The organism is Pseudomonas fakonensis (assembly GCF_019139895.1).
Classification (GTDB): Bacteria; Pseudomonadota; Gammaproteobacteria; order Pseudomonadales; family Pseudomonadaceae; genus Aquipseudomonas; species Aquipseudomonas fakonensis.
On record NZ_CP077076.1, the window covers coordinates 3,148,588 to 3,165,477 of the forward strand.

General features: G+C 65.2%; 15 protein-coding genes. 10 read left to right on the forward strand and 5 right to left on the reverse strand.

Annotated elements, in window-relative coordinates; translation table 11 throughout:
* The first annotated feature begins 1 nt into the window (after window position 1).
* From KSS94_RS13945 to KSS94_RS13960, 4 genes are read left to right on the forward strand one after another with little or no spacing between them, the layout of a single operon-like run.
* Complete coding sequence (locus KSS94_RS13945) at window positions 2-1,249, forward strand: NAD(P)/FAD-dependent oxidoreductase (RefSeq protein ID WP_217838693.1); 1,248 nt, start codon at window positions 2-4, stop codon at window positions 1,247-1,249.
* Complete coding sequence (locus KSS94_RS13950) at window positions 1,246-2,055, forward strand: DUF1365 domain-containing protein (RefSeq protein ID WP_217838694.1); 810 nt, start codon at window positions 1,246-1,248, stop codon at window positions 2,053-2,055. The genes KSS94_RS13945 and KSS94_RS13950 overlap by 4 nt, the downstream gene beginning before the upstream one ends.
* Window positions 2,030-3,283: an SAM-dependent methyltransferase gene (locus KSS94_RS13955; protein WP_217838695.1), complete on the forward strand. Its 1,254-nt coding sequence runs from the start codon at window positions 2,030-2,032 to the stop codon at window positions 3,281-3,283. The genes KSS94_RS13950 and KSS94_RS13955 overlap by 26 nt, the downstream gene beginning before the upstream one ends.
* The gene (locus KSS94_RS13960) at window positions 3,265-3,768 is read left to right on the forward strand and encodes a DUF2878 domain-containing protein (RefSeq protein ID WP_437179974.1); all 504 of its coding nucleotides are present in this window, start codon (window positions 3,265-3,267) and stop codon (window positions 3,766-3,768) included. Before KSS94_RS13955 ends, KSS94_RS13960 begins: the two co-directional genes overlap by 19 nt.
* Before the next feature lie 87 nt (window positions 3,769-3,855).
* Here the strand turns inward: KSS94_RS13960 and KSS94_RS13965 are convergent, their stop codons facing one another.
* Together KSS94_RS13965 and KSS94_RS13970 are read right to left on the reverse strand one after the other, a co-directional pair.
* Window positions 3,856-4,464 carry a dTMP kinase gene (locus KSS94_RS13965; protein WP_217838696.1) on the reverse strand — a complete coding sequence of 203 codons (609 nt, stop codon included), beginning with the start codon at window positions 4,462-4,464 and terminating at the stop codon, window positions 3,856-3,858.
* Between the two features lie 236 nt (window positions 4,465-4,700).
* Window positions 4,701-5,453 carry an SDR family NAD(P)-dependent oxidoreductase gene (locus tag KSS94_RS13970; protein WP_217838697.1) on the reverse strand — a complete coding sequence of 251 codons (753 nt, stop codon included), beginning with the start codon at window positions 5,451-5,453 and terminating at the stop codon, window positions 4,701-4,703.
* 104 nt (window positions 5,454-5,557) lie between these two features.
* On the opposite strand from KSS94_RS13970, the gene KSS94_RS13975 reads away from it, so the two are divergent.
* From KSS94_RS13975 to KSS94_RS13990, 4 genes are all read left to right on the forward strand, one after another.
* On the forward strand, window positions 5,558-6,466 hold the full coding sequence (locus tag KSS94_RS13975) for a LysR family transcriptional regulator (protein WP_217838698.1): 909 nt from the start codon (window positions 5,558-5,560) through the stop codon (window positions 6,464-6,466).
* A gap of 311 nt (window positions 6,467-6,777) precedes the next feature.
* Window positions 6,778-9,312, forward strand: coding sequence for an HWE histidine kinase domain-containing protein (locus tag KSS94_RS13980; RefSeq protein WP_217838699.1), 2,535 nt, complete (start codon window positions 6,778-6,780; stop codon window positions 9,310-9,312).
* Between the two features lie 487 nt (window positions 9,313-9,799).
* On the forward strand, window positions 9,800-10,384 hold the full coding sequence (locus KSS94_RS13985; protein ID WP_217838700.1) for a DUF4274 domain-containing protein: 585 nt from the start codon (window positions 9,800-9,802) through the stop codon (window positions 10,382-10,384).
* Window positions 10,371-11,420: a hypothetical protein gene (locus KSS94_RS13990; RefSeq protein WP_437179975.1), complete on the forward strand. Its 1,050-nt coding sequence runs from the start codon at window positions 10,371-10,373 to the stop codon at window positions 11,418-11,420. Before KSS94_RS13985 ends, KSS94_RS13990 begins: the two co-directional genes overlap by 14 nt.
* 140 nt (window positions 11,421-11,560) lie before the next feature.
* Here KSS94_RS13990 and KSS94_RS13995 read toward each other — a convergent pair whose 3' ends face one another.
* On the reverse strand, window positions 11,561-12,478 hold the full coding sequence (locus KSS94_RS13995) for a LysR substrate-binding domain-containing protein (RefSeq protein ID WP_217838701.1): 918 nt from the start codon (window positions 12,476-12,478) through the stop codon (window positions 11,561-11,563).
* Window positions 12,479-12,617: 139 nt separating this feature from the next.
* Window positions 12,618-13,127, reverse strand: a complete 510-nt coding sequence (locus KSS94_RS14000; RefSeq protein ID WP_217838702.1) for a peroxiredoxin — start codon at window positions 13,125-13,127, stop codon at window positions 12,618-12,620.
* 145 nt (window positions 13,128-13,272) lie between these two features.
* Here KSS94_RS14000 and KSS94_RS14005 point away from each other — a divergent pair, with 145 nt between their 5' ends.
* Window positions 13,273-15,045 carry a WG repeat-containing protein gene (locus KSS94_RS14005; RefSeq protein ID WP_217838703.1) on the forward strand — a complete coding sequence of 591 codons (1,773 nt, stop codon included), beginning with the start codon at window positions 13,273-13,275 and terminating at the stop codon, window positions 15,043-15,045.
* Window positions 15,046-15,088: 43 nt separating this feature from the next.
* Here KSS94_RS14005 and KSS94_RS14010 read toward each other — a convergent pair whose 3' ends face one another.
* On the reverse strand, window positions 15,089-15,718 hold the full coding sequence (locus KSS94_RS14010) for a hypothetical protein (RefSeq protein WP_217843596.1): 630 nt from the start codon (window positions 15,716-15,718) through the stop codon (window positions 15,089-15,091).
* A 532-nt stretch (window positions 15,719-16,250) separates the two neighbouring features.
* Here KSS94_RS14010 and KSS94_RS14015 point away from each other — a divergent pair.
* Complete coding sequence (locus tag KSS94_RS14015) at window positions 16,251-16,883, forward strand: hypothetical protein (RefSeq protein WP_217838704.1); 633 nt, start codon at window positions 16,251-16,253, stop codon at window positions 16,881-16,883.
* Window positions 16,884-16,890 lie beyond the last annotated feature (7 nt).

Sequence of the window (16,890 nt, forward strand, 5' to 3'; positions counted from 1 at the left end):
AATGCACATCGCCATTATCGGCAGCGGCATCGCCGGCCTAACCTGCGCCTACCTGCTGTCACGCCAGCACCGGGTGACGCTGTTCGAGGCCGAACCCTGGATTGGCGGGCATACCCATACCGTGGATGTCGACTGGCAGGGCGAGCGCCATGCCATCGACACCGGGTTCATCGTGTTCAACGACTGGACCTACCCCAACTTCATCCGCCTGCTCGAGTTGCTGGGGGTAGCTTCACAGCCAACCGAGATGAGTTTTTCCGTGCATGCCCCGGCAAGCGGCCTGGAATACAACGGCCATGACCTGAACACGCTCTTTGCCCAGCGCCGCAACCTGCTGTCGCCAGGGTTCTGGGGGATGTTGCGCGATATCCTGCGGTTCAACCGCCAGGCGGTGGCCGACCTGGACACCGGGCGCATCAACGCCAGTACCAGCCTGGGTAGCTACCTGGCCGACAACGGCTACGGCCAGCGCTGCATCGAGCACTACATCGTGCCGATGGGGGCGGCGATCTGGTCGATGTCCCGCGCCGACATGCTGGCCTTTCCGCTGCATTTTTTCGTCACGTTCTGCCGCAACCATGGGCTGCTGTCGGTAAACCAGCGCCCGCAGTGGAGGGTGATCCAGGGCGGTTCGCGCAGCTATGTGGCGCCGCTGTGCCGGCCATTCGAAGGTGGCATCCGCCTTGGCTGCAAGGTGCAGCGGGTCTGCCGCGACGAGGCCGGCGTCACCCTGCTCAGCATTGCCGGCAGCGAGCGCTTCGACAAGGTGGTACTGGCCTGCCACAGCGACCAGGCCCTGGCCTTGCTGGAAGCCCCCAGCCCCCTGGAACACGCGGTGCTGGGGGCGATTCACTACGCAGCCAACGACGTGGTACTGCACACCGACACCCGCCTGCTGCCACGGACGAGGCGCGCCTGGGCCAGCTGGAACTACCGCCTGGGCGACCTCGAGCAGGCCCCCGCAGCGGTGACCTACAACATGAACATCCTCCAGGGCATGCAAGCGCCAACCACCTTCTGCGTCAGCCTGAACCAGACCGCCCTGGTGGACCCGGCGCAGATCCTCGCCCGCTACAGCTACGCCCACCCGCAGTACAGCCAGGGCGCACTTGCCGCACAGGCCCGGCAAGAGCAATTGCAAGGCCAGCGGCACAGCTACTTCTGCGGCGCCTACTGGGGCAACGGCTTCCACGAAGACGGGGTCAACAGCGCCCTGGCCGTGGCCCGGCACTTTGGCGAGCAACTGTGAACAGCGCCCTATGCCTGGGCTGGGTCAGCCACCGGCGCCAAGTACCGCGGGCCCATGCCTTCCGTTACCGGGTGGGCATGTTCTACCTGGACCTCGACGAACAGGCCGCCTGGCTGGGGCTGTCGCGCTGGCTCGGGCGTTGGCGCCTGGCGCCGCTGTGCTGGCGTGAAACCGACTACCTGCCGGCCCTGACCGGCCAAGGCATGCCCCTGGCTGAAGCTGCACGTACTTTGGTCGGCCAGGCCTGCGGCCATACGCCCAGCGGGCCGGTGCACCTGCTGACGCAACTGCGCTGCTGGGGGCTGTCATTCAACCCGGTGAGTTTCTACTTTTGCCATGAAGCAGGCGGGCAACTGGCGGCGATTCTGCTGGAGGTGCGCAACACGCCGTGGCGCGAGCGCTTTCACTACGTGCTGCCGGTGCAGCAAAACCAAGCGGGGTCCTTCAAGGTGGCCAAGGCATTCCATGTGTCGCCGTTCATGCCGCTGAACATGCACTACCACCTGCGCTTCAAGCTGGATGCGGCGCGGCTGCGCATCCACATGCACAACTGGCAAGGCGCAGAGCAGGTGTTTGCCGCCGCCCTGGCCCTGCAGCGCCAGCCGCTGGATCGCAAGGCGCTGCACCGCTACATCCTGGCCTTCCCGTGGATGAGCCTGCGCACCGTTACGGCCATCTACTGGCAGGCCCTGCGCCTGCTGCTCAAACGTACCCCCGTCCATGACCATGCCCAAGCCCAGGGCCACCTGGCGCTCGGCCAACCCAACGAGGACTCTGACCATGCCCAACAGCACCCTGAGCGTTAGCAAGCCCGAGGGCCTGACGCTTTGGCTAGGCAATCTGGCGCGCAACGCCGTGCTCGCCCAGTTGGGCAAGCTGCGCCACGGCCACCTGCGCCTGCTCAGCCACGGCCGGCAGTGGAGCTTCGGCGATGCAAGCAGCCCGTTGCAGGCTGAGGTGGAGGTGCTCGACGATGCGGCCTGGGGCCTGCTGGCCGGCAATGGCTCGATCGGCGCCGGCGAGGGCTATATCCATGGTTACTGGCGCAGCCCGGACCTGGCCCGCGTGACCCGCCTGTTCGTCGCCAACCTCACGGTGCTCGACGCCCTCGAAGGCGGCCTGGCACGCCTGGGGCGCCCGGCCCTGCGCCTGCTGCACCAGCTCAATCGCAACAGCCGGCGCGGCGCCCGGCGCAACATTCTGGCCCACTACGACCTGGGCAATGCGCTGTTCGAGCAGTTGCTCGACCCGAGCATGATGTACTCCGCCGCGCGCTTCGAGTACCCGGGCCAGCCCCTGGAGCAGGCCCAACTGCACAAGCTCGAATGCATCTGCCAAAAGCTTGAGCTAAACCCCGCCGACCACCTGCTGGAAATCGGCAGCGGCTGGGGCAGCCTGGCCATCCATGCTGCCACCCGCTACGGCTGCAAGGTCACCACCACCACGCTTTCGCAGGCGCAATACACCTACACCTTGCAGCGCGTGCAGGCCCTGGGCCTGGAGCAGCAGGTGACGGTGCGCTGCGATGACTACCGCGACCTCACCGGCCACTACGACAAGCTGGTGTCCATCGAAATGATCGAGGCCGTGGGCCACCGTTACCTGCCCGCCTACTTTCGCCAGTGCGCCGCGCTGCTCAAACCCGACGGGCTGATGCTGCTGCAGGCGATCACCATCCGCGACCAGCGCTACCAGCAGGCGCGCCGCTCGGTGGACTTCATCCAGCGCTATATCTTCCCCGGCGGCGCGCTGCCGTCGCTGAGCGTGATGCTGCACACCGCCAGCCGCCAGTCGGCGCTCAACCTGGTGCACCTGGAAGACTTCGGCGCCGACTACGCGCTTACCCTGCAGCACTGGTGCGACAACCTGCGCCAGGCCCGGGCCGCGCTGACCGGCATGGGTTACGACGAAACCTTCCAGCGTTTGTGGGAGTTTTACCTGTGCTATTGCCAGGGCGGTTTCGAGGAGCGCGCCATCGGCGTGGCCCAGTTGTTGTGGGCAGGGCCCGCTGCACGTTGCGCGCCGTTGCCGTGACCGGCCAGGTTCACTGGCGGCTGGCCAACGCCCTGTGGCTACAAGCCGGCTGGTGGTTGTGCGTGCTGGGGGCGCAACGGCCCTGGTTGTTGCTGCCGGTTTTGATGGGGCTGGCCTTGCACTTGCGCCTGAGTCCCAGCGGTGAAGCCAAGGCGTTGTGTCGGGTGGCACTGCTTGGCTGGCTGCTGGACAGCCTGCTGGCGGCGCTGGGGGTGTTCGCTTTCGACGCCTGGCCATTGCCGCTTTGGCTGGCCTTGTTATGGCTGGTGCTGGCCAGCGGTTTGCGCCACAGCCTGGCCTGGGCCGGGCGGCCGTTGTGGCTTGGGGCGCTGGCCGGCGCCGTGGGCGGGCCGCTGGCGTACCTGGGGGGTGCGAGGCTGGCCGATGTTGCGTTGCCCCTGGGGCCGCTGGTGACTGCGCTGCTGTTGGCCGGGCTGTGGGCGTTGGTGTTGCCCCTGTTGGTGCGCATTGCGGCCGAGCGCTGAGGGTTGTGCCGCCTGTGCCGGCCTCATCGCCGGCAAGCCGGCTCCTACAGGTACCGCACAAGCCTGGCGATCATGCGCTCCCACGTTCTACAACAGCTGCAGGATCTCCCCCACTAATTGCTGCGTCGCCGCTTCGACCGTGCCTTCATTGCGGCACAACACCCAGCCTTGCTCCAGCGCCGCCCGCTCGAAGGCTTCAGTACTCGCCACCTGTTCCTGCAGCGTGAACATCACCGTACTGCCCAGCCCACGGGTGCGTGCCGCGGCCCTGGCCCAGGACGTTTGCGGCGCAGTGACCACACCAACCATCAGGTTCGGCACCTGCACCTTGCGTTCGAGGTTCAGGTGCAGAATCTCGGCAAAGGGTACAAGGCGACGGAACGCGGCGTCGGAGGGGTACCAGCGGTCGATCAGGACGAGGCTGCCGGCGGGTTGGTTGGGCAGCACATGCTGGGAAATCCAGGCACGGCTGTCGGCCAGGCGCTCGCACACCTGCAGCTCCAGCTGCGCACAGGGGTTACGCGCCAGCTGGTTGACCAGGGCCATGGTTTCGGCGCGGTACGGGTCGTTGTTGCGCTCGCTCAGGCGGATGACCTTATGGCCTTTTGCGCGCAAGGCCTGGGTGACGGCTTCCAGCAAGGTGGTCTTGCCGGTGCCCTTGGGGCCGTCGAGGGAGATGAACAGCGGGCGGGTCATGGTTCAGAGACTGTGCGGGAGGTGCTTCATGATGCACTGAATGCAGTTTGAGGTCTTGGTTTTACGAATGGAGCACATTTGTACTCCTTTCGTTATTTGTGTATACCTTGAGGCCGCCGGGGCTGCTTTGCAGCCCTTTCGCGGCACGAGGCCGCTCCAGGGGAAGCGGCCTCCTGTAGGAGCGGCCTCGTGCCGCGAAAGGGGCGCAAGGCGCCCCCGGCATTCTCGACGCCCACTCAGACCTGCGCCTGCCCGCCATCGACGAACAACTCGGCACCATTGACGAAGCTTGCGTCGTCGCTGGCCAGGAACACCGCCGCATTGGCGATTTCCACAGGCTCCCCTACCCGCCCCAGCGGCACCTGAGCTGCCAGGTAGTCCAGCAGGCCTTGCTGCTGCGCGGCATCGGGGCCGGCCAGGTCTACCAGGCCAGGTGTGCGGGTGGCGCCGGGGCTCAGGGTGTTCACCCGCACGCCACGGTCTTTCAGGTCGAGGATCCAGCTGCGGGCAAAGGCCCGCACGGCGGCCTTGGACGCCGAGTACACGCTGAACGCCGCAGTGCCCGAGCTACCGGCGGTGGAGCCGGTGAGTATGATCGAGGCATTCTTCGCCAGCAGCGGCAGCGCCTTCTGCACAGTGAACAGCACGCCCTTCACATTACGGTCAAAGGTGTCGTCGTAGTGCGCCTCGGTGATCTCGCCCAGGGGCAGCATCGAGCCACCGCCGGCATTGGCGAACAGCACATCGAGGTGGCCGTGGGTTTGCTGGATGCGGGCATACAGCGCATCCAGTTGCTCAAGGCGGGTGGAGTCCACTGCCACACCGGTGGCGTTGCCCACCAGTTCCACCGCCTTGTCCAGCTCGGCCTGGCGCCGGCCAGTGATGTACACGTGGGCGCCCTCTTCGGCGAAACGCTTGGCGGTGGCCAGGCCGATGCCGGTGGTGCCGCCGGTAACCAGTGCGATCTTGCCTTCAAGTTTCTTGCTCATGGTGTTTCTCCCGTTTGGGGTAGCGATTGGGTGTGGGAGAAGCGTATCGACCTTGGCTTGCTTTCAAAATAGAATCATTTGAAACCCATCGTTGCAGATTTGAAATGCCAAAAGTCCCTGATTTCGAAGGCCTGGCGATGTTCGCCAAGGTGGCAGAAGAAGGCTCCTACGCCGCCGCCTCGCGGGCCATGGGTGTCTCGGTGCCCACGGTGTCCCGCGCTGTGGCACGCCTGGAAGAGCGCCTGGGCGGGCGCCTGTTCAACCGCACCTCGCGCCAGCTGTCGCTGACCGAGTTTGGCCAGCGCATGGTCGAGCAGGCCAGCGCGCTATATCGCCAGGCCGAAGAGATGGAAAGCGAAGCCCAGGAATTGTCGCAGCAGCCGCGTGGGTTGGTGCGCCTGGCAGTGCCGATGTCGTTCGGCCTGCGCTGGGTGGCGCCGTTGTTGCCAGACCTGCTGGCACGCTACCCGGGGCTGGAGCTGGACCTGCACCTGTCGGACTCGACGGTGGACCTGGTGGCCGATGGCTTCGACGCGGCGCTGCGCATCGCCGCCCTGCCCGACTCCTCACTGGTGGCGCGGCGTATCTGTTCGGTCACCCAGTACCTGGTGGCGGCGCCTTCGTACCTTGAGCGCCAAGGCCACCCCGAGCACCCGCGTGAGCTGGCCAGCCATGCCTGCATGAGTTACGCCTACCGTGCGCGCAGCCAGGTGTGGCGCTTTACCCATGGCGATGGCGGCGAGTACGACGTGACCCCGCACGGTCCGTTGCGGGTGACCAATTCGGATGCCCTGGTGGCGCCGTTGCTGGCCGGGGTGGCGATTGCCGAATTGCCGGAATTCATCGCCGCCGAATACCTGGCCGATGGGCGCCTGCAGCGGGTGTTGCCGGACTGGGGCATGACCCAGGGCGGTTTGTACTTCGTCACCCCGTCGGCACGGGCCAGGCCGAGGAAGGTGCAGGCGTTGGCGGACTTTTTTGTCGAATGCCTGTCGGCGCCGGGGTGGCGATGAGGTCGGACTCGATGGGTTGATGCGGTACCTGTAGGAGCAACTGTCTTGCTCAATTTCTAAAAGCTGGCTCGATCCCTGTGGGAAGCGGCCTTGTGTCGCGATGGGCTGCGCAGCAGCCCCGGCAAATTTGCATGAGGCCGAGGCTTTGGGGCCGCTTCGCGCCCCATCTCGACCGGACGGCGCCCCGGCAAGGCCGCCTCCCACAGGGAACGAAGATGCCTCGCACAAATCTGGCCTGCACACTCCCACGTTTGCCCAACCAATGCTGTACTGTACCTGAGCCATCACTCCGCCCCCTCCAGCAGGCCCCCATGACCCACGCCCCCCAAGTCAACCTGACCAACTGCGACCGCGAACCGATCCAGATTCCGGGCAGTATCCAACCCCACGGCTGCCTGTTGGCCTGCGATGCGTCGGCGGTCACGGTGTTGCGCCATTCGGCGAACGTGGCCGAGATGCTCGGGGTGCAGGGCGAGATCAACGGCCAGAAGCTGCACGCCCTGCTCGGCGCCGAGCTGGCCCATACCCTGCGCAATGCCCTGGCGCGTACCCGCGAAGCCACCCGGCCGGCGCTGACCTTTGGCGTGCACTTGCCCAACGGCCGCGCCTTCGACATCAGCGCCCATCTGTTCAAGGGCACAGCCATTCTCGAATTCGAGCCGGCCGGTGCCAGCATCGCCGAGCCCATCGAGCTGGCCCGCACGCTGATCGCCCAACTGCGCGAAGTCGACCAGGCCACCAAGCTGTTCCGCGATGCCGCCCGCTTCGTGCGGGCGGTGCTGGGCTACGACCGGGTGATGATCTACCAGCTGGGCGCGGACGGCGCCGGCAAGGTGGTGGCCGAGGCCAAGCGCGGCGACCTGGAAAGCTTCCTCGGCCAGTACTTCCCGGCCTCGGACATCCCCCAGCAGGCCCGCGCCCTGTACCTGCGCAACCCGATCCGGGTGATCTCCGACACCAAGTTCAAGACCGTGCCGATCGAGCCTGTGCGCGACCCGTCCGGTGAACCACTGGACCTCTCCTACGCCCACCTGCGCAGCGTCTCGCCGATCCACTGCGAATACCTCACCAACATGGGCGTGGGCGCCTCGATGTCGATTTCGGTGATCGTCAACGGCGAGCTGTGGGGGTTGATCGCCTGCCACCACTACGCGCCACGCACCCTGGCCATGGGCCAGCGGGTGGCGGCAGAAATGTTCGGTGAGTTCTTCTCGCTGCACATCCAGACCCTGCGCACCCGGCAAAACCTCGAAGCCGCGGTGAAGGTGCACAAGGCCCTGGACGCCCTGCTGCGCGACGCCAACCATGCTCAGGACATCGAGGCGTTCTTCCATTCGCGCCTGGCGCAGTTCCAGTCGCTGATCCCCTGCGACGGCATTGGCATGTCGCTGCAGGGGCGCTGGTCGTCGGCCGGGCTCACCCCGCCCAAGTCGGCCATCCCCGACCTGCTGGGCCTGGCCGAGGGGGTCTGCGAAGGCCGCACCTGGGCCTCCAACCGCCTGTCCATGGCGCACCCGGCGGCCCAGGAGTATTTCGCCGAGGTGTCCGGGGTGCTGGTCATTCCCATGTCGCAGCAGCCCCGCGACTACCTGATGCTGTTTCGCAAGGAGGTGGTCGAAACCCTGGACTGGGCCGGCGATCCGAACAAGACCTACGGCAGCGGCGCGCTGGGCGACCGGCTGACGCCGCGCAAGAGCTTCGCCATCTGGAAGGAGACCGTGCACCAGCAGTCGCTGCCCTGGAGCGAGCAGGACCGCCAGTTCGGCGAGGCCATCCGCACCGCCATCGTCGAGGTGGCGCTGCACAACAGCGAGCTGCTGGCCAACGAGCGCTCCAAGGCCGAGGTGCGCCAGCGCATCCTCAACGAAGAGCTCAACCACCGGGTAAAGAACATCCTCTCGCTGATCGGCGCGCTGGTGGCCCACCCCACCACGGAAGGCCAGACCCTCAAGGACTACGTGGCCACGCTCAAGGGCCGCATCCACGCGCTGTCCCTGGCCCACGACCAGGTGGTGCGCGGCGACGGCGGCGGGCGTCTGGCCGTGCTGCTAGAGGCCGAGCTGTCGCCCTACCGCACTTCGGCCGAGGCCATCGAGCTGTGCGGGCCCAACGTGATCCTCGACGCCCGTGCGTTTTCGGTGATGGCCCTGGTGCTGCACGAGCTGGCAACCAACGCCGCCAAGTACGGCGCGCTGTCCAAGGCCGGTGGCAAGTTGAGCGTGAGCTGGGCGCTGGATGCCGGCAATGCCTGCGACATCACCTGGCGCGAGAGCGGCGGCCCGACAGTGCGCGCGCCGAATCGCAGCGGCTTTGGCAGCGTGCTAATCGACCGCAGCATCCCGTTCGATCTGGGCGGCACCAGCAGCGTGCAGTACCTGCCCGAAGGGCTGCAGGGTTTCTTCAGGATCCCGGCCCGGCACCTGACGGTGATCGAGGCCGCCGAAGCCGCCCGCCCGGCCGCAGCGCCGGTGCCTGCCGCCAGTGCCTTCGCCGCGCACAGCGACACCTGCGTGCTGATTCTCGAGGACCAGCTGGTGATCGCCGTGGGCCTGGAGCAGATTCTCAACGATGCGCAGATCAAGGACGTGATCACCGCCAGCTCCGAGGACGAGGCGCTGCGCCTGCTGGGCAGCCGCACGCCGCATGCCGCAATCCTGGACATCAACCTGGGCACGGGCACCTCGATCTGCGTGGCCGATGAACTGGTGCGCCGGGGCATCCCGTTCCTGTTCGCCACCGGGTATGGCGACAGCGTGAGCATCCCTGGGCATTTGCAGCAGGTGCCGGTGATTCGCAAACCCTACGATGCCGGGGCCATTCTGCAGAGCCTGCAGGGGTTGCTGTGACTTATGGCTGTTCGCGCGCTCTGTAGGAGCGGCCTTGCCGGGGCGCCGTCCGGTCGAGATGGGGCGCGTAGCGGCCCCACGATCTCTGCATCATGCAAAATTGCTGGGGCTGCTACGCAGCCCATCTCGACCGGACGGCGCCCCGGCAAGGCCGCTTCCCACATGGACCGCATGGCCTTCAGGCCCGCCCAGCCATCATCGACCGGCCTGATAATCACCATCGCCAACCATCGTTTCCGCCCACCTGTCAGCTCCAGCATGCTTGAGCCACACAAAGCCACCGCCGGAGCCGCCAACATGGCCACTGCATTCAAACAAGGCGCCTACACCGCCATCCTCGGCTATATCCTGTTCATCCTCGCCATCACCGCCGCCAACGCCCAGGGCCTGGTGGCCTGAGCCAGGCAACGCATAGCGCCCTTGATATTGCCGGCCAACTGGGCTATCAACCCCGGCTTTGCCACCCTCTATCAAGGACGAGCACCCCATGCCCCACCTGCTAACCCGCGAGCAATTCCTGCGTGCCAGCGAATGTGCCGAACTCAACGGCATCGCCGACCGTGCCACCCTGCTGGGCATGCTCGAAGACGCCGACATGCGCGACACCCTCACCTACTGGAGCGAGCAGTTCTACAAGGCGCCGCAAGACCTGGTGTGCGTGGCCGACCTGCAAAGCAAGGAAGAACTCCACTACCTGGCCGCCCACCTGAACTGGGACGACGGCCTGTTGGCGCCCCGGGCCATCCTCGCCCACCCGCTGTGTGACGCCGGTACCGCGCTGCTGCTGTACTGGTACGGCCAGGGCTGGTGGCAAGCCGGCGCCGAGTCCGACGCAACCGCCTTCTACGCAGGCCTTGTGCAGCGCTTCGCCGAGGGCGGTTTCAGCAGCTACGGCATCGCCTTCGACCCGTTCGCCGATAACTTCGTCCCCGACCTTGCCACTGTGCGCGAGCGCGGCCTGCAACTGCCGGGCGTGCTGTTTGCCACTTACGCAGGCCAAGTGGTCGAAACCGAGCAGGATGCCTACCAGGCCTACATCGATGAATGGAAGGCTGCCCATGGCGAGCAGTGAGGCGGGCATGCTGCGCCTCACCCTTGCCGGGCTGGCACTCAGCATTGCGGCGGGCCCTGCCAACGCCGCCACCGAGCTTGCCGGCGTCTGGCGCGGCACACTGGGCAAGAGCGCGATCACGGCCTGCTTCAACACCGACACCGAGAGCGGCAGCTACTACTACCAGCGCTTTCTGGCCCCCATTCGCCTGGCCCCTAAAGCCGCAGGCGGGCCCTGGGCCGAAGAAGGCGATACCGGGTTGTGGCAAATGAACGCCGCGCAAGGTGACAGCCTGACCGGCACCTGGAGCAAGGCCAAGGGCAGCAAGGGGCTGCCCGTGACACTGACGCGCTCAAGCGCCGAAAACTGCGGCGGCGATGACTACAACGCGCCGATGGAGGCCGCACCGCTGCCGGTGAAGGTGCAGAAGACCACCCTCGACGGGCATGCCTACCAGACCAAAACCCAAGGCGGCGAGGTCACGCTCAAACTGGTGGGTGATGGCCCTGTCATCGCCAGGGTCAACCAGCAGTTGGCGCGGCTTGCGGTTGACCCCGAAGCCCAGGAGCAGTACTTCGACGAGCGCCGCCGCTCGTTGGGCTACAACGGCTACGTCGCCACCAGCGAAATCAGCGTGGAGCCTGTATACCGGGCTTCGGGGTGGCTCACCGTCAGGTTCTATCGCTGGGCCGCAGGCATGGGCGCCAACGGCATCGGCTGGGGGCTGCACAGCTGGAACCTGCGCACCGGTGAAAGCGTCGACCCCTGGGCCTGGCTGGGCATGCACTACCAGTGGTACAGCCCCTACGGCGGGCATGTCAGCCTGAGCAAACCGTTCGCCACCTGGCTGCGCACCCAGGCCGAAGCGGATGACGGTTGCCCGGATGTGGCCAGTTACAGCGACTATGACCTGAGTTTCGACACCCAGGGCATGCGTTTGAGCAACCACGCCAGGGGCGATGGTTGTGATGTGGATGTGAGCGCAAGCTGGCAACAGTTGGAGCCGTTGTTGTCGGCACAGGGGCGGCAGGCCCTGGGTAGCTTGCAGGAGCCTTGAGCGAATCGAATCAGGGGCGCGATGGATGGCACCGGCTGCGCCGGTGATCGCAGGCAAGCCTGCTCCTACAGGTACAGCGCAGGCCATAGGCTTGGCATGACCCTGCAGGAGCAGGCTTGCCGGCGATTGCGTCGGGCCTGCTATCGAGCCCCTTCGCCGGCAGCCATGTGCTGCTCCAGTCGCCCCCGCAGCCAGCGTTCGGCCGGGTCGTTGTCGGTGGTGCTCAGCCACACCATGGCCAACTCCAGCGGCAGCGTCTCGAACGGCAGCGGCTCGGCGCGCAGGTTGCTCCAGCGCTCCATGGCATGGGCTGCGTAGTCCGGGCAGCAGGCCAGCAGGTCGGAGTCGGCGAGCAACGCCGGCAGCGAGCTGAAATGCGGCACCGACAGCATCACGCTGCGCGAGCGGTCGATCTCCTTTAGCCAGTCATCGACGATGCCGTGGGTGTTGGCCGTCGGCGACACCTGCACATGCGGGCGCTGGCAAAACTCGTCCAGGGTCAGCGGCGTATCCGCCTTGTCGGCCCGCAATACCCGCGCCTGCATGGTACGCAGCACCTTGCGCTTGGCATTGGCCGGCAGGCCGCGGGTCTGGCTGATGCCCACCGTCACCTCGCCCGAGGCCAGCAGGTCGGGGATGCGCCAGTAGTCCACATGCTGCACCACCACGACCACATGCGGCGCCTCTTCACGCAGGGCACGCAGCAACGGCGGCAACAAGCCGGACTCGACATCGTCGGACAAACCGATGCGAAAGGTCATGTTGCTGGTTGGCGGGTCGAAGTCGTGGGCCAGGCTCAGGGCGGTGGACAGCGCATCCAGCGCCGGGGTGAGGTGCTTGATCACCTCTGCCGCCCGGGCCGACGGCTCCATGCGGTTGCCCACGCGGATCAGCAGCGGGTCGTTGAACATCACCCGCAACCTGGCCAGCGCGGCGCTGATGGTCGGCTGGGCGACGAACAGCTTTTCTGCGGCGCGGGTCAGGTTGCGCTCTTGCATCAGCGCCTCGAACACCACCATCAGGTTGATGTCGGCCTTGCGCAGTTCGATTCGGTTCATCCGGCCTCTCTGGCAGCAAATGGATGGGGTGGCGCGAACCCTGTAGGAGCCGGCTTGCCGGCGATGAGGCCGGGCCTGCAACCTGGGTTGAAGCTTATGGCCCTATCGCCGGCAAGCCGGCTCCTACAGGGGTGTATCGTCAGGCCTGGGCTTGCAACACCGCCAGCATGCTCTGCGCATCACTGGCCTCAAACTTGCCCGGCGCATCCACGGCGAGGTGCCGCACCACGCCGTCGTCCACCAGCAGCGCATAACGCTGCGAACGCCGGCCCATGCCGCGGGCCGAGGAATCCTGGGCCAGGCCCATGGCATCGGTGAAGGCGCAGTTGCCGTCGGAGATCATCTGCACCAGCCCTTGGGTGGGGAAGGTCTTGCCCCAGGCGTCCATGACGAAGGCATCGTTCACGGCCACACAGAGAATCTCGTCCACTCCCGCATTGAAAAGCTCGCGGGCTTGCGCGAGGTAACCTGGCACATGGCGCTCCGAGCAGGTCGGCGTGAAAGCACCGGGCAACGCGAATATCACCACTTTACGGCCCTTGCAGCGTTCGCTGACGGAAAACCCCTGCGGGCCGACCGGGCAACCGCCCTCACCGCCGCTGTACTGGTAAAGCGTTACATCGGGCAGGTGCTCGCCGACTTTGATCATGCTGCTCTCCAGGGTTGTGCCGTAAATGCCGGCCGCCGCAGGTTTAGCGCGAAAAGGGGCGCTTACGCAACGTGCGCCTCGCAACCGTACTGGCAATCCACTACCATCACGCGCTTTTCGAGCAAGCCTGTACAAGGACGTCACCATGGGCAACCGCGCCTGGCTGTACCTGCAAACGGAGCAGGACAGCGACACACCGGCCATTGAAGTCGCCAGCGTGAAAAACTGCCTGCCGACGCTGTGGCAAATCCTGCTGGCCACCAGCGAAACCACCCGCGCAAACACCACCCAGCGGGTGTTCGGCGATGCCGGCACCGAGGGTTTATGCGCCCCCGCCCAGGCGGCACTGGCGCGCCTGACGCAGCTGGCGGCCTTCTTGACCGAGCGTGCGGACGACCCAGGCGCAACCTACTGCCGGCAGTTGCAAGGGGCGGTGCTGTGGTTCGGCCAGTTGCTCGCGCGCGATTTTGACGGCGCGCCATGCCTGTTCAACGCCGACCTCGACGAGGTCTCCTGGCTGGTAGACGACGACCCTGACGGCTTTAACCGGGCCGTGCGCCAGGAATGCAACGAACGCTGGCTGGCATTGTGCGAGCGCATGGCCGGCAACGATGTGCCAGGGGTGCTCAAGCTGCTGCATGTCGCGGACATCAAGGATGAAGGCGGTTGGGGTTGGCGCTTCGGCCTGGGCGGTTTGAGCCACCCCTACTTCGCCGATGCAGAAGAACAGCCCGAGATCACGTTCGAGGCCTTCGAGGCCGAGGTGGCGCTCGACAACGCACACCTGGGCGAGGGCCTGTACCGCTTCGAGGCCGACGGCCTCTGGGGCATCCGCCAAGGCCGCAGCCCCGGCGGCCCGGTGCTGGTCGCGCCGGGGTTCGACGGCATCTGGGCATTCGAAGAAGGCGTTTGCGCAGTACGCAAGGACGGCCAATTTGGCCTGCTCGACCACAGCGGTCGGCAGGTGCTGCCCTGCGTGCTGGACGACATCTGGAGCTTCGCCCAGGGCCTGGCCGGTGCCAAGCGCGGTGCGCATATCGGCTACATCGACCCACAGGGCAACTGGGTGATCGCGCCGCGTTTCGACGCCATCGGCGACTTTTCCCCGGCCAACCAGGCACCGGCCTGCGAGGGTGGGTGCTGGGGCGTGATCGACCGGCAAGGCAACTGGCAGGTAAAGCCCGTGTGGGACGACATGGACTGGGATGAGGACGTCTATGCCTGGGCCCCACAGCGCAACGAGCACCAGGGCCTGATCGATACCCAAGGGCGCCTGGTCCTGGATGCGCAATATGACGGTATCTGGGTGTCCAGCTACGAGGTCGAAGCCGCAACGCAATGGGCCGATGGCAGCATGCGCCTGGTGGTGCGCCAAGGGGATGACAACGGCATCGTCGATGCCGACGGCCAGTTGCTGGTGCCCATGGCCTACCACGTGTTCAACAGCCCTGCCTGGCGCAATGGCCAGGCATGTGACGCCCCGCCCGAGCATGAGCGGCGCTACGTGCAGATGCAACGCTGCATCGAACACGACGACTGGGAGCAATGGTTCGAGAGCATCTACGACATACACGACAGGCGCGAGGTACTGCCCTTCGTGCATGAACTGCTCGGCATGAGATGGGCAAATGCATACGGCTGGTTGTGCGCGATTGCGCCCGAGGAGCCCAGCGAGTACTGCAGCGAAGGCGTGCAGATTGGTATCGCCAGTGCCGATGGCAGCTGGCTGCATGAGCCGGTTTACGGGTGGGTGGGCGAAGCTGGCTACCTGGAAGATTGCGCCGATTCGATTGTCGGGCACTGGGGGCGCAATGCCCCGGTGTTGGCGCAACGTGCCGAAGACGGGGTGATGGTAGTGCTGCATGCCGATGGCCGGGTGGAGCCTGCGCCGGTGCAGGCCGGTACACTCGAGGCTTGACCTGCCGGCCCTGTCGCTGGCAAGCCGGCGACAGGGCCTTCAATCAGCGCGCGTGAATCCCCGCCAGTGCCCACTGCGGCTGCATCACGCCTGGCAGCGCCGGCTCGGCATTGTTGCGCTGGCGCGCCCACTGGGTCAGCGCCACCATCGAGGCAAAGCCCAGCAGGATCAACACCGGGTAGGCCATCAGCAGTTCGCTCAGCGAGTACTTCCAGGCCAGCGGCCGGCCGACACCGAGCATGGCGGCATACAGCCAGGACACACCGGAGAACGCACCGGCAAACAGGGCGAACAGGCGCATGCCGATGTTCAGGTCAAGCAACGAGCCGACTTTCTGCATCGCCGGCAATACATGCCGGTGCAACAACAGGCCATTGAAGGTCAGTAACAATACAATCAGCACTTTGGCCTGAAGTTTCGGGTTGGCAAAGTACTGCATGCCCTTTTCAACATAATCGATACCGATCACCGCAGCCCCGCTCAGCCACAGGAAGATCAGCGCATTGCCCACCGACCTCTGCAAGCCAGCAAGGTGGTTGGCATCATGGCCGGCAGTACCACGGCCCTTGAACAGGTCCTTGACCATTGCCACGTCGCTGGCAAAGACCAAACCGATGGCCACGCAACAGGCCAGTAAATGAACATACACAACTGACAAACGCACCAGTTCCATGGATTCTTTTTGCCCGAACAGGCTAATAATTGTATTGAACTCCACGTCTACATCCTCACTTCATACCGTCTCGATTAACTTGCCGCAGGCAGGCGAATGCCTTGATCGCACTGTAATGATCAAACCTGCATGTACACGCTCAAATTATCGGTGGTTCTGTAATTCGGCAGCTCGCCAGGCGAGTGCTGATCGAAGGGGTGTTGCTGCTCCAGATCACTCAGTTAAAAAAAACCCATGGGCATGATGAAATGCGCATGGGGGCGGGTGTTCAGCGTCCTTCGTCTTGCTGGGTGCACTGCGCGGTGCCGATCACTCGCGCCTGCTGGATTATGAGAGCGCTAACTATTGGGAATGTTCATTTTTTGAGCAGACCCCACGACGAATGGTAGCCAATGCAATACTTTAGTAGGGTTGACCATTTGATCAGCTATGAATGTGCAGTCTGTGCCAGAGCGGTTAGAAGTTGCTCACGGCAACTTTGGATCCGGTACACTGCCGGCCCTCCCGAACATGGACATCGGCAGCATACTCAATGGAACTGCACTACAGCATCACCCCGGCCCACACCGAAATCCGAGTGGCGAAAAAACTCGCCAAGGAAATGGCCTGGGAAGACCGAATGCACGAGAGGGTGCGGCGCTGGCAACTCAGGCTTACACCGGCCTTCCAGCTCCTGACCCTGCCTTTTGGCGCGACGGTGGTGTACTTGTTCCTGCCTTACGTTGGTAAGCTCGAAAAGGTGATCGCCATCGTGATCGCCACGCTGCTGTTCATTCCGTACTGGTGGTGCTTTTGTCTTCGTCGCGCCCGGCATGCCCTGGCAAATCCTAAACCCAGACGGCTTCGCCGGATCAACGAACGCCTTGCCGAAAGCGCCATACGGCGAATGCTGGTGTTGCACGAGGGCCGGTATCGCCTGACATTCGACGACCAGGGGTTCACCCTCACGCCCCCTCCCAGGGTCAGGGCGGGTGGGCTGCGCTGGGATGAAATCACCCACATACGTGAATGCGCCGATTTCTACGCCATCAGCTCTGCCGCGCTCGAGCGCAAGAAGCGCGCCTACCGCATCCCGCGCCACTCCGACTTGATGCCGGCGGAACAATACCTACAAGGTCTTGCGACTTTTCTGAGTAAATGCCCGGTAAAGCCTGAAGTAAACTGAGCCCCCC